Annotated in this window: 10 protein-coding genes; 2 read left to right on the forward strand and 8 right to left on the reverse strand. The window is 56.3% G+C overall.

Annotation, left to right across the window (positions count from 1 at the left end; translation table 11 throughout):
- Positions 1-1,550: 1,550 nt before the first annotated feature.
- The gene (locus R6U41_RS09865) at positions 1,551-3,413 is read left to right on the forward strand and encodes an AsmA family protein (RefSeq protein WP_410269669.1); all 1,863 of its coding nucleotides are present in this window, start codon (positions 1,551-1,553) and stop codon (positions 3,411-3,413) included.
- Here the strand turns inward: R6U41_RS09865 and R6U41_RS09870 are convergent.
- The 5 genes from R6U41_RS09870 to R6U41_RS09890 all read right to left on the reverse strand — a co-directional run bounded on the left by R6U41_RS09870 (position 3,407) and on the right by R6U41_RS09890 (position 7,270).
- Positions 3,407-4,420, reverse strand: a complete 1,014-nt coding sequence (locus R6U41_RS09870) for an MDR/zinc-dependent alcohol dehydrogenase-like family protein (RefSeq protein WP_410269670.1) — start codon at positions 4,418-4,420, stop codon at positions 3,407-3,409. The genes R6U41_RS09865 and R6U41_RS09870 overlap by 7 nt on opposite strands.
- A 12-nt stretch (positions 4,421-4,432) precedes the next feature.
- Positions 4,433-5,236 (reverse strand): FAD-dependent thymidylate synthase, encoded by an 804-nt coding sequence (gene thyX / locus R6U41_RS09875; RefSeq protein ID WP_410269671.1) that lies wholly within the window; start codon positions 5,234-5,236, stop codon positions 4,433-4,435.
- A 30-nt stretch (positions 5,237-5,266) separates the two neighbouring features.
- On the reverse strand, positions 5,267-6,352 hold the full coding sequence (locus R6U41_RS09880; RefSeq protein ID WP_410269678.1) for an AI-2E family transporter: 1,086 nt from the start codon (positions 6,350-6,352) through the stop codon (positions 5,267-5,269).
- Complete coding sequence (locus tag R6U41_RS09885) at positions 6,342-6,872, reverse strand: alpha/beta hydrolase (RefSeq protein ID WP_410269672.1); 531 nt, start codon at positions 6,870-6,872, stop codon at positions 6,342-6,344. The genes R6U41_RS09880 and R6U41_RS09885 overlap by 11 nt, the downstream gene beginning before the upstream one ends.
- Positions 6,873-6,937: 65 nt before the next feature.
- On the reverse strand, positions 6,938-7,270 hold the full coding sequence (locus R6U41_RS09890) for a DUF4404 family protein (RefSeq protein ID WP_410269673.1): 333 nt from the start codon (positions 7,268-7,270) through the stop codon (positions 6,938-6,940).
- Between the two features lie 116 nt (positions 7,271-7,386).
- Here R6U41_RS09890 and R6U41_RS09895 point away from each other — a divergent pair, with 116 nt between their 5' ends.
- Positions 7,387-7,638 (forward strand): hypothetical protein, encoded by a 252-nt coding sequence (locus tag R6U41_RS09895; protein WP_410269674.1) that lies wholly within the window; start codon positions 7,387-7,389, stop codon positions 7,636-7,638.
- A 77-nt stretch (positions 7,639-7,715) separates the two neighbouring features.
- Here R6U41_RS09895 and R6U41_RS09900 read toward each other — a convergent pair whose 3' ends face one another.
- From R6U41_RS09900 to R6U41_RS09910, 3 genes are all read right to left on the reverse strand, one after another.
- Positions 7,716-8,924 (reverse strand): acetyl-CoA acetyltransferase, encoded by a 1,209-nt coding sequence (locus R6U41_RS09900; protein WP_410269675.1) that lies wholly within the window; start codon positions 8,922-8,924, stop codon positions 7,716-7,718.
- A gap of 86 nt (positions 8,925-9,010) precedes the next feature.
- Positions 9,011-11,398, reverse strand: a complete 2,388-nt coding sequence (locus R6U41_RS09905; protein ID WP_410269676.1) for an SDR family NAD(P)-dependent oxidoreductase — start codon at positions 11,396-11,398, stop codon at positions 9,011-9,013.
- Positions 11,399-11,485: 87 nt separating this feature from the next.
- Positions 11,486-12,706 (reverse strand): SDR family NAD(P)-dependent oxidoreductase (locus R6U41_RS09910; protein ID WP_410269677.1); only part of this gene is annotated, 1,221 nt, incomplete at its 5' end.

Below are 12,706 nucleotides of genomic sequence, written 5' to 3' on the forward strand. Positions count from 1 at the left end.
GTTTGTTTGACTGCATTGGCGTGGTTTCGGCAAAAGATTGGCCCGGGGCTTTGGCGCCCGGAATTTTAAACTGTCTGAGGGCGATCAGCCCGAGTTTTTAAAATTCCAGCCAAAGTCCCGGGCCAATCGCCGAAAGCACGCCGCAGACAAACAACCCGCACCCGACGCGGCGCATGCGAAAATCTGCCCAAGCTGGTTATGCCATATTTGTGCCGCTGCCGTCGTTGTCACGTTGCCTGCGGTGAAGGTGGTGGTCTGGAGGAAGAAAGCCCAAAGGGCGAGGCCGGATTTTTTCGCTCCTGATCCTTTTTGCGCCAATCATCCGATGCCTTTGCCGAAATTTACAAACTCGACCTGCCGGTCTCAGACTGGTTGAAATTTTTCCGCAAAAATTCTCAATGTCGCTTCAAAAACCCGCCCCCGCCCTCCGGGCTTCCTTGGGGGCCATATCCAAATGCGATAACGCTGCAAAACACCTGAAAACACCCTCCCGGATCATTAGCGCTGGATTGGTTCAAATGTCAAAGGACTCTCCGGCAAAAAACAATTGCCGGCACATATTTCCAGAGCCTTGGCCATGTGGCGGGGCGGGGGTGGTTTGTTTGACTGCATTGGCGTGGTTTCGGCAAAAGATTGGCCCGGGGCTTTGGCGCCCGGAATTTTAAACTGTCTGAGGGCGATCAGCCCGAGTTTTTAAAATTCCAGCCAAAGTCCCGGGCCAATCGCCGAAAGCACGCCGCAGACAAACAAACCGCACCCGCCCCGGCGCATGCGAAAATCTGCCCAAGCTGGTTATGCCATGTTTGTGCCGCTGCCGTCGTTGTCACGTTGCCTGCGGTGAAGGTGGTGGTCTGGTGGAAGAAAGCCCAAAGGGCGGGGCCGGATTTTTTCGCTCCTGATCGTTTTGCGGATTCAGCCGCTGCCTTCGCCGAAATTTACAAACTCGGGCTGATCGCCCTCAAACAGTTTGAAATTTTCCGGCTCCGGCATCGGCTGAATTTTCCCGCAAAAACGTTCAATGTCGCTTCAAAAACCCGTCCCCGCCCTTCGGGCTTTCTTGGGGGCTATGCCCGAATTCGATAACGCTTCAAAACACTTTGGAAAAACCCTTTCACATTCACCAATTTCGGACCAGTATCCGGAAATCATTTCTGCCGCATATTCCCAGTACCTTGGCCATGAGCCGGGGCGGGGGTGGTTTGTTTGACTGCATTGGCGCGGTTTCGGCAAAAGATTGGCCCGGGGCTTTGGCGCCCGGAATTTTAAACTGTCTGAGGGCGATCAGCCCGAGTTTTTAAAATTCCAGCCAAAGTCCCGGGCCAATCGCCGAAAGCACGCCGCAGACAAACAAAACGCACCCGACGCGGCGCATGCGAAAACCGTCACAAGATGGTTATGCCCTGGTTGTGCCGATGCCATCGTTGTCACGTCCCCGGCTGTGTTTGACAAGCATCAAATTTGATCTGATAATAGGAAGCAATCCGTATGTTTGAAAAGGATTGCGGCTGGCGGTGAAATACAGCGTGCAAATAATCATAAGGGGTGAAAAAATGAAAAAGGCGGGAAAAATTTTGGGCATTGTTGCAGGGGTTTTTGTTGTACTGATCATTGTGCTGGTTGTGGCGGCCAGGTTTTTGATCACCCCGGAGCGGGTACGGGACACAGTCGTCCCCCTTGCCGAGAAAAACCTTAACCGGAGCGTAGCCATTGGCGACATTGATATCAGCCTGTTTTCCGGGGTGGTGATCCGGGATGTGCGCATTGGCATGCAGGATACCGATCAGGATTTTGTGGCCGCAGATGAAATGGTGCTCCGCTACCGGTTTTGGCCGCTTTTGAAAAAACAGGTGGTGGTCGATGAAATCCGCCTGGAAAAACCCCAGATCCGCGTTGTCCGGAATAAAGACGGCACATTTAATTTCAGCGACCTGCTTACAGGGTCGTCTTCGTCTGAGCAAAAAGAAGAATCCGCGGCTCCGGCATCCGAAGGCAAACAGGGCAATGGTATCAATCTGCTGGTCAGCCGGCTGCAGGTCAAAGACGGCACAGTGTTTTTTGCCGACCACGGGGCCGGAACAGATGGGTTTGAATATGAGATCAGCGGGTTTAACGCCTCTGCCAAAGACATTTCCCAGGATCAGTCCTTTCCTTTTGAGATGGCCGCCCGGCTCGGCCAGGCGCCGTTTTCTGCCAAAGGCACGGTCAATGCCGCAAATGCTCAAATCCAGGCGAATGTGAAACTCGATGATTTCAACATTGTTGATTTTGCCCCTTATTTGGAAAACCAGGCCCGGGCCGCCATTGAAGGACTCCGGCCGGTTGTCACCGGCACCATTGATCTCTCATCTCAAAAAATCCATACAGAGGGACTTGAGATCATCCTTGGCGATGATGTGGTTTCCGTGGATTTTACGGTAACGGATTTTCTTTCCAAGCCCCTGAAAATTGAAAATCGCATCCATGCCGACAATTTAAATATCGACAAACTCATGGCCGCGCTTCAGACATCGCAGCCCCGGCAGAAAGAAAAAGAGGGCAGGGCAAAGCCGGGTTCGTCTGAATCTTCAAAACCGGCTCCTGCTGGCAAAGATGGCCCTCTGGGCCCGTTTGATCTGCCGGTTTCAGTAAACGGGCAGGTCGATGTGGACAAGGCGGTTTACAAAGGCCTTGCCATGACTGACTTGAAGCTTGGCTATAAGCTGGCCAAAAACGTGCTTACCGTGGAAACCCTGGCGGCACGGCTGGCTGAAGGCGCGATTTCCGGAAACGCCCGGGTGGATCTGGGTGTTGCCGGACTTTCCTATGATTCTGATTTTTCCGTGGAAGAGATCAGCGCTGATGCTCTGGTATCCGGACTTTACCCGAAGGCTGCAGGCACACTGCTGGGCCGGACATCGGCTACGATCAATGTTTCCGGCCAGGGAACGGTCTGGGAGCAGATGCGGCAGGCTTTAAGCGGGCAGGGCGAGATCCGGATTTCAGATGGAAAAATCACCGGAGAGGAGTTTGCCGGCGGTCTGGCATCCGCCCTGGGCGCAGGGGACTTGAAATCCATTGATTTCAAGTCATTTGAGGGTGATTTTGAAATTGATGACGGAAAACTGCGGCTGGTTTCCGATTTTGCCGGAAAGGACGTGAAAATGAAGCCCACCGGCACCATCGGCCTAAACGGTGCCCTGGACATGAACCTGAACCTGGCCCTGGCCCCGGGATTTTCCAGCCGTCTGTCATCAGACAGTTTTGTGGGTGAGCTGCTTGCAGATGAGCAGGGATGGACCCGCATGCCCGTGGCCCTGGGCGGATCTTTGGGAAAACCCCGTTTTGTTTTGGACAAGGCGCGCCTGCAAAAGCAGTTGACCGAGGAAGGAACCCGGAAAGTCATTGAAAAGGGGCTGCAGAAACTGTTTCAGTAATGGCCCTGGCCGGCCTTGTGCTCAAAATCCACAAGGATCTTGAGACTGCCCTTTTGCCGGGCATGGGCAAAGGCCTGTTCAAACCGGTGGAAGGGATAGATCTTTTCCACCAGGGCACTGACATCAACCCAGCCGCGCTCCAGGTAGCGCAGGGCCAGGCCAATGTCTCCGCATCTTGAGCCCAGGATGCGGATTTCATCGACCACGACCGCGGAAAGGTCAATCCGGGAAGGATCGCGGGACGTGGTTTTCACAACAACCGTGCCTTCGGGGCGCACCAGGCAAAGAGCGGTTTGGATGCCTTCGGCAGCGCCGGTGGCATCCACCACCAGATCAAAGACCCCCAACCGGCTTCTGAGCGTCTGGGCCGGCTCGTCTGCGGCGGTCTGCATTGTGGCAATGCCGGCAGACGCTGCAATGGCCAGCTTCCGGGCATGGCGGCCGATGAGTGTGACCCGCCCGCTTGCGTGGCCAAGGGCCATTGCTGAAAGCAGGCCCATTTTGCCGTCGCCCAGAACCGCGATTTTATCCGTGTTGACAATGTGGACCTGCTGGGTGATTTCCAGGGCTGCAGCCAGAGGCTCGGCAAACACGGCCTGCTCCATGCTCAGCCCTTGGGGAATCACGTGCAGGTTTTCTGCGGGCACGGCGCAGTACTCGGCAAAAGCGCCGTTTCTGCCCCGGATTCCAATGACTTGCCGGTTTTGGCAATGATGGGGATCGCCGGCGGCACACCATGGACAAGCGCCGCAGCCGCAGTTGATGTCCGCGGCCACCGCCATGCCTTCCAGCTCCGGTTTCCCCGGGGCCCGGCACACCACTCCGGCCATCTCGTGGCCGGCAATTCCGGAAAACTGCGCATAGCCCTCAAAGATTTCCGTGTCCGTGCCGCAGATGCCGGCCATGGAAACCTTCACCAGGGCCTCGGTTTTACTGATTTCCGGCAGGGGGGCTTCTTTGGTGATCACCTGGTGGTTTTCAAACCGGATGGATTTCATGGTTTTCATTGGCGCATCCGGCTATACCTTGGCGTGATCAAAGCCCCAGGCACCGGTTTGCTCGTCTTGAAACATGTCCTGGAATACGTTGGGAAATTCCTTTTTGCAGATCCGGGCAATCTGGTCGCCCACCAGCCGGATTTCCTCTTCTGCATGAACGGACGTGCGCATGGAAATGATGTGGCGCCAAGCCCGCAGGTTGCCGGTGACCATGATGGTGGTGCCGATGCCGATGGGGGCAAGGCGCCGGAACATGGAGGTGAGCATCTTTTTGGAGGCAAAATCATCCATGTCGGCAATGCCGAAGATATCAGCCAGCTCCTTCTGGGTGTTTTCCAGAAAATCCACCACCTCCCGGAATTTTTTTTCTGCTTCCGGGTTGGATTTGGCTGAGTCGGGGATCCAGACCGGAAGATCATCCAAGCGCACGTATCTGAGGCTTTCCTGGGAATAGGCCATTCCGGCGCGATGGCGGACCAGTTCATGGGTAAACACCCGGGAGACGTTTCTGAAGATAAATGTGGCATTCACGTGCTCCAGCACGGATCCGTGGCCGCTTTTGAGCACGTTGGCCAGATACCGGTCATTGCCCCGGCGTACCCGGCCGACATTGGGGTTGGAGGCCTCGGGCTTGGCCGGGTCCCAGGGCTGCCAGGAGCGGTAGCACATGCGGCCGGCGGCCTCGATCAGATTTTCCCCGTCTGCAACGTTGGGGTCGGTTTGCCAGTCCGGATTGCCGATATCTTTTAGATAGGCGTTTAACCCTTCGGATACCAGGGTGGTTTTGGCCACCAGGTAGACCCTGGGTGTGTCAATTTCCCGCATGATTGCCTCCTGTATTGCGTGGTAAAGAAATTATCCGGTTTTTTCCGATTTTATGGAAAACCAGGTTTTGATGACCGCATGCACCAGAGTGGCCAGGGGAATGGCCAGAAACAGGCCCCAGAAACCCCATAGCCCCCCGAACACCAGGATGGCCACGATAATGGCCACCGGATGGAGGTTGACCACCTCGGACAGCAGCAGGGGCACCAGGATGTTGCCGTCAATGAGCTGGATGATGCCGTATGCGATCACCGTGTAGGTGAATTCCTGGCCGATGCCCCACTGGAAAAAGGCCAGCAGTACCACCGGAATGGTCATCACCGTTGCCCCGATATAGGGAATCAGCACGGATAGGCCGATAAACAAAGACACCAGCAGGGCATAATTGAGATCCAGGAGGGTAAAGGTGGCATAGCTCACCGTCCAGACGATAATGATTTCCCAGATTTTGCCCCGGACAAAATTGGCCACCTGATCGTTGACCTCCTGCCACACCTCTGTGGCCAGGCCCATGTTTTTGGGCAGAAACTTTTTGAACCAGCCAATGATTCTGTCCTTGTCCTTGAGGAAAAACAGCACCAGAAGGGGTACGAGCACAAGATAGACCAGAATGGTGATCAGGTTTCGCACCGAAGCCACTGAAAACACCACCGCACTCTGGCCCAGGCGCGTGAGCTCGGTTTTTAAAAAATTGATTACCTGCCGGACCTGTTCTTCCGAGACCAGTTCGGGATAGCGTTCCGGAAGCTGCATCAGCTGTTGCTGGCCGTTTGTGATCAGGGCGGGCAGCTCCTGGATCAATTGCGCGATCTGTCTGGAAAGCAGGGGCAGCAGCCCAATGATCAGGGCAAGAAAGCAGACCATGAAAATGGTAAAAGCCAGGGTGACGGCAATGGCCCTGGGAATACGGCAGGTTTCAAGCCGGGATACGATGCCTTCGAGCAGATAGGCGATGATCAGGCCCACAAACACGGGCTGTAGCATCCGGCCCAAAAGAATCACCAGCAGAAACCCCCCCAGAAGCATTGCCCAGAGGATCACCACCTGGGGATCGGAAAATTGCCGGTGTAGCCAGTCCCGCATGGCCCGTATCATTGAAGGTCTCTCACCGGACATGGTTTTCAAGCCAGATTTCCAGATCCGTTAAAACCTGCTGCCGGCGGGACGGCTCTTCGTTGTAGATTTCATGAGACAGGCCGGGATATATATGAAGGGTTTTGTCAGAAGATTTGATCTGTTCGAAAAATTTGCGCGAAGCGCCGGCATCCACCAAGTGGTCGTCACCTGCGGCCTGCAGCAGCAGGGGGACGCTCAGCAGGGGCAGATTTTCATCCATCTGCTGCCGGCATTTTTGGATCACCTGCATCAGGTCGTCTGTCAGGTGATCAAAGTCCTGCACATGACCTCGCGGTCCGCCGCTTTGCCCGTGCCCCCGCTGGTCATAGGCAGTGACCCGGATGCCTCTTTTGTTCAAAAATTCAGCCATTTGTTCATACCGGCCCGAATGTTCGCACAGGCCGTGGACGATGACCATGCATGCGCGCGGGTCAGACCCGGCCGGAAAGTGCCGGGTGAAAAGCGGGGTGCCGTCTTTGGCAATTATGGTTTCGGTTGATTGTGATGTGGAAGCTGGCATGACTGCGTCCTTTTTATGAGGCTTGTTCAAATGGCAATAAAAGACAACCTCTGGGCGGCATTGGCTTAAATGCCGAGCTTGGACAGAAAAATACAGATATCGTTTACCGTGTCCACAAGCCTGGGATGGGAGGTGCGAAATTCCCGGACCGATTCGCGCAGTCCCTGGATGGAGGTCTCCAGCAGATTGGGGTCCAGTTCCTCGCGGGTGGCTTCGTGGGCCGAGGCCTTGGTGAATTTTTTGATGCTTTCGGCCCGCTGCAGATCAGTTTCAGCCAAATCTGTGATTTCTTCGTTTAACCGGCTGAGCAGTTCGTAGTATTCCTGTTTTTTGTCTTCCGGTATGTTTCCGGAAGTCTTGATTTTTTCCTCAAGTTTTGACAGTGTGTGCTTGAGCATAGGCCATCCTTGTTATCAGGGTTTTTCGCAATTCTAACGTAATCTGGGTTTTATGACAAGATTGTTTTTCTTTTCACGTGCGTGGATACAAACGCTTTTGGCGGTTGTGGCGGGCAATGACAAATCCCTGTGAAGCCTGCGACATGGAGGAAAATGTGTATGTCTGCTGCGGCAGGCACCCGGAAACCGGGCTCCGGGTGCCTTTGCAGATTGGTGCAAAACGGACGGTTCTGGCCTGCCCGTGCCTGGAGGCTTCGGGCAGGTGCACGGTTTACAGTCGCCGGCCCGGGGTCTGCCGGGCGTTTTTCTGCGAACGGTTTGACAGGTTTGCTTTCATGCCAGGCATTTCGCCGGATCCTGAAGCCTGATATCCACCCGCTGTCCTCTGTTTTCAGTCTTCTGCCCTCTGCCCTCTGCCCTCTGTCTTCTGTCCCTATCCCTATCCCTATCCCTTGTATTTCCCCACAATGGCGATGCTGCAGATGTTCTGGAATGGAAAACCGCCCAGGTTGTGGGTCATGCCCAGCTGCGGGTTTTGGATCTGGCGGTCCCCGGCCCGGCCATGGAACTGGAGATACATTTCGTAGAGCATCCGCAGCCCGGATGCGCCGATGGGATGGCCGAAGCATTTCAGTCCCCCGTCGATCTGGCAGGGCAACTGGCCGCCCCGGTCGTAGAATCCGTCCATAATGTCGTGGACGGCCCTTCCGCGTTGGGAGATGTGCAGATCCTCGTAGGTGACCAGCTCTGTGATGGAAAAGCAGTCATGTAGCTCCATCATGCTGATTTCCTCTCTGGGATTGTCAATGCCGGCCTCCTTGTAGGCCGCGGTACTGCACTTTGCGGTGGTCATGAAATGATCCCCGTCCCAGTCGTTAAAACCGATTTCCTCGCCGCTGCTTAGGGCCAGCTGCAGGGCCTTGACAGATACAAAATCCTTTTTGCCCATTTTCTGTGCGATCTCCGGGGTGGTGACAATGGCGCAGGCCGATCCGTCGCTGACCCCGCAGCAGTCAAACAAACCCAGGGGATGGGCCACAATCGGGGCGGCCATGACCTGGTCCTCGGAGACTTTTTTCCGCAGATGCGCCTTGGGGTTCATGGCCCCGTTTTCATGGCTTTTGGCCGATACGTGGGCCATGGCCCTTTTCAGGTCCGCGTCCGGGATCCGGTACTTGGCGGCATACGCGCTGGCCAGCTGAGCAAAAGAGCCCGGAGCTGTGAGGTTCGGCCACCACTGCCACATGAGCGAGCCGGTGTTGGAACCGCCCGCAGGCAGACCGCCGTAGCCGGTGTCCTTGAGTTTTTCCACTCCCAGGGCCAGGCAGATGTCATATGCCCCGGATGCCACTGCATAGCAGGCCCCCCTGAATGCCTCGGTGCCCGTGGCGCAGTAGTTTTCCACCCGGGTAACCGGAATCATGGGCAGCCTGAGGGTGGTAGCCAGCGGCATGGCGGTTTTGCCCACGTTGACTTCATCCATGCACGTGCCAAACCAAGCGGCCTGAATGTCTGCCGGTGCAATGCCGGCATCGGTCAGTCCCTCTTCAAAGGCTTCAAGCATGAGTTTTTCTGCACCCACGTCCCATCTTTCCCCGAAACGGGTGCACCCCATGCCGATGATTGCCACTTTATCCCTGATGCCTGTTGCCATATTCTGCCTCCTCATTTATCCAATGCTGTGCCGAAAATCCTTTTTTTCCGGTTTTTTGGATCCATCAAAGCGAAACTGACCGTTTTTCAGGATGCTGTTTTGGTTTCCTGTGGTGACATCAATGCAAACAGGGCGGCATTGGCATCGTCAATGGGTTCTGCCCCGGTCATGTCCGTGATCTGCTCAAAGTTTTCAGCCACCTCTTCGGGGGTGGGCGGGTTTTCGCCGCTGCCGAGCCTGGCGCCTTTGCCGGTGAGAATCGCGGCCCGGTTGAAATAGCCCATGCCGGCATTGTAAATGCGGCCTGATTCCCGGCACTGTTCGCTTGCCAGATAGGCCACCATGGGCGTGACAAGCTCTGGCTTCATCCGGTCAAGCATTTCCTGCGGCATAATGTCTTCGGTCAGACGGGATGCGGCCAGGGGGGCGATGGTGTTGACACGAATGTCGTATTTGGCCCCTTCCAGTTTCAGGGTGTTCATCATGCCCACCAGGGCCATTTTGGCGGCCGAATAATTGGCCTGGCCGAAGTTGCCGTATAGTCCGGCCGCTGAAGTGGTCATGATCACCCGGCCGTAGCCCTGGGTGCGCATGACTTCAAATGCCGGGCGGGTCACGTTGAAAGCGCCGTTTAAGTGAACCGCCAAAACCGCGTTCCAGTTTTCGGGTTCCATTTTGGTAAAGCTTTTGTCCCGCAGGATCCCCGCGTTGTTGATCACGATATCCACCCGGCCGTAGTTGTCCAGGGCGCAGGCAATGATGTTTTGTCCCCCTTCGGCGGTGGCCACGTTATCATAATTGCCAACTGCCCGACCGCCGGCCGAGGTGATTTCATCCACCACCTGTTGTGCCGGTGCGGCCGATTCCAGGCCTGTGCCGTCTCTGGCGCCGCCCAGATCATTGACCACCACACTGGCACCCCGGGATGCCAGCTCCAGGGCATAGGCCCTTCCCAGTCCGCCGCCGGCGCCGGTGATCACAGCCACCTGGCCTTCAAAGCGGATTTTTGCCATTTCTTCGACTGCTCCGGCAACGGGCCGGGCCTTCCAGAAGTAGTTGACAAAACCGCGCTCCTTGTCCTGGGTGCGTTTGCGAAACACCATCTGCATGGGCAGTCCCACCTTGACTTCAGATAGCTTGCAGTCGGTGAAATCGGCCATGAACCGGCCGCCGTTGTCAAACTGGATCATGCCGTAGATGTGGGGCGGGTCATAGGATACCGCCAGCATATCACCGGTAAACGTCTTGACCCGTGCGGGCTGGCCGGCAAACTCGTAATCCTGCTGGGTGTGGCGGGCCGTGCACCCGGGATTGACGCACACCTCTGTTTTGGGAAACTGGGGCGTTTCGCAGTTGCTGCATTTGCCGCCCACCAGCCCAAGGATCATTTTGCGTTTGCGCCACAGGGTGGTCATGGCCGTCTGGGTGGGGGCTTCTGCCCGGATGCCCATTTCCGGCTCCAGAAGATCCCGGAACACCAGCCATTTGGGGTAGTTGTCCACGGGTTCCCGGTTGTCCAACACGCTTTGAACCCCGGGCGCTTGCCTGAATCGGGCGATTTCTTCTGTGACCGTAAAGCACAGGGCGTCGCTTCCCTGGCCGAATCCGGCCACCACGATGTTTTCACCGGGCCCGGCAACATCCAGGGCCGCGGCCAGCATCAAAAGCGCGTGGGCAGAACCGGTATCCCCGCATACCTCGTGCATGTTGTCCATGACTTTTTCCGGGTCTGCGCCCAGTTTCATGGCGATTTTTTTGTGCTCGGACTTGAAATAGCACGGGTAGACCAGCCGGTGGATTTCATCCATGCGCAGATCCAGTTTTTTTAAAAGTCCGTTGACCGCCTCGGGAATGATCTTTGAATAGCCCTCATCTCTTACCCAGCGTTCCTCCCAGGTATAGTCGAACCGGTTCTGCGCTCCCCGGTAATGGTCCACAAAATCGCAGGACAGTGAATAGCTTCCCTGGTATTGGGCAATCACGTCTTTGCTGCCCACCACAAAGGAGGCTGCACCGTCTCCGTACCACATCTCGTAAAAACCCCCGGGCTTGGTCTGGCGGCAGTCTGCGGCCGTGACCAGAAGGGTTTTGTCCGCTTTTCCCGCAGCTGCTTCCAGGGCGGTTGCCAGGGCAGTGGTGCCGGCCTTCTGGGCGGCGGTGAAGTCTGCGGAGGTGATGTCCTCGCGAAGATTTAAGGCCGTGGAGACAATGCCGGCGTTTTGCCGGTCTGCAAAGGGAAACGAGGTGGAAGCCAGATAAATTCCGTCAACAGCCTGTTTGTCCGCATTCTGCAGGGCGTTTCTGGAGGCTTCCACGGACATGGTCAGTGCGTCTTCGTCCCAGTTGCACATGGAGCGCTCGCCCTGGGCCACCATGGCAATGGCCGGGGCAAACCAGCCCATGGCCTGGTAGATGGCCGAACGCGAAAGCCGAAGCCGGGGGACGTATGCGCCGTATGAAGTGATGCCGATCATTTTTTCACTCCTTGTGTTTTTTTATAAGATTGGCAGAGGGTTAAACACTCTATGGGGCAAAAAGTTTCTCAATGAGCTGGGATTTCATCACGTCTCCGCTGATTGTCCATTATCGCCGGCCGGCCGGGAAAAGGCGTTGATCACGTCTGCCACCTGCTGGTTTAATTCACTGTATTCTTTGCCGCCTTTCAGGGACTGGATTTGATCGAGTTTGTCCACCACTTGTTCGGCCGTGGGAATCGATTGCGCATCTCCCACCACCGCACCGGGGCCGGTGACCACTGCGGCGCGGTTAAATCTGCCCATGCCGGCGTTGTAAATATGGCCGGAAACCGGACATCTCTGCGAGCAGAGAAACATCACCAGGGGCGAGACAAATTCGGGCCTGACCTTGTCGAGAAATTCGGCGGGCATCACGTCCTCGGTGAGCCGGGAGGCGGCCAGCGGGGCCACAGTATTGACACGGATGTTATGTTTGCGGCCTTCGAGCTTGAGGGTGTTCATCAATCCCACCATGCCCATTTTGGCGGCCGAATAGTTGGTCTGGCCGAAATTGCCGTAAAGCCCGGCTGCCGAAGTGGTCATGATGATCCGGCCGTAGCCCTTTTCGCGCATAACGGAAAATGCCGGCCGGGTGACATTATAAGCTCCGTTTAAGTGGACGTCGAGCACGGCCTGCCAGGTGTCGGGGGCCATTTTTACAAAGCTTTTGTCCTGCAGAATCCCGGCGTTGTTGATCAGGATGTCCACGGTGCCGTAGTTTTCCATGGCGGTCTGTACGATGTTTCGCCCGCCTTCTGCCGTGGCCACGCTGTCGTAGCTGGCAACAGCTTCTCCGCCTTCGGCAATGATTTCATCCACCACCTTCTGGGCCGGCGTTGCGGATCCCTGGCCTGTGCCGTTTCTGGCACCGCCCAGATCATTGACCACCATCTTTGCCCCCCTGCGGGCCAGATCCAGGGCGTAAGTCCTGCCCAGCCCTCCGCCTGCGCCGGTGACAATGGCCACCTGTCCGTCAAAACGGATTTCGTCCTTCGGTACTTCGCCGTATTCAAATATGCCGTTTGTGATCACCGTATCGCCGGTCTTTTCGTTGACCACCTCCCAAGCGGCCCGGCCGGGTTCAAGTTTCCAGATTCGGGTCTTGATGGGATCTCCCGGATAAAGGGCCTTTGAAAACCGGCAGTCCAATCTGTGCATGCGTTCGGGCTCGCCCGGGATCAGTTTGGCAATCAGGGCCCGGCATGCAAAGCCGTAGGTGCACAGCCCGTGCATGATGGGTTTTTCAAACCCGGCCATTTTGGCAAA

The sequence above is a fragment of the Desulfosalsimonas sp. genome, from assembly GCF_046483245.1.
Lineage (GTDB): Bacteria > Desulfobacterota > Desulfobacteria > Desulfobacterales > Desulfosalsimonadaceae > Desulfosalsimonas.

Coding starts and splice junctions, on each gene's coding strand:
- R6U41_RS09905 (WP_410269676.1), bottom strand. CDS start 11,398: ATGATCGGCATCACTTCATACGGCGCATACGTCCCCCGGCTTCGGCTT.
- R6U41_RS09870 (WP_410269670.1), bottom strand. CDS start 4,420: ATGAAAACCATGAAATCCATCCGGTTTGAAAACCACCAGGTGATCACC.
- R6U41_RS09900 (WP_410269675.1), bottom strand. CDS start 8,924: ATGGCAACAGGCATCAGGGATAAAGTGGCAATCATCGGCATGGGGTGC.
- R6U41_RS09895 (WP_410269674.1), top strand. CDS start 7,387: ATGACAAATCCCTGTGAAGCCTGCGACATGGAGGAAAATGTGTATGTC.
- R6U41_RS09885 (WP_410269672.1), bottom strand. CDS start 6,872: ATGCCAGCTTCCACATCACAATCAACCGAAACCATAATTGCCAAAGAC.
- R6U41_RS09865 (WP_410269669.1), top strand. CDS start 1,551: ATGAAAAAGGCGGGAAAAATTTTGGGCATTGTTGCAGGGGTTTTTGTT.
- R6U41_RS09890 (WP_410269673.1), bottom strand. CDS start 7,270: ATGCTCAAGCACACACTGTCAAAACTTGAGGAAAAAATCAAGACTTCC.
- R6U41_RS09880 (WP_410269678.1), bottom strand. CDS start 6,352: ATGTCCGGTGAGAGACCTTCAATGATACGGGCCATGCGGGACTGGCTA.
- thyX (WP_410269671.1), bottom strand. CDS start 5,236: ATGCGGGAAATTGACACACCCAGGGTCTACCTGGTGGCCAAAACCACC.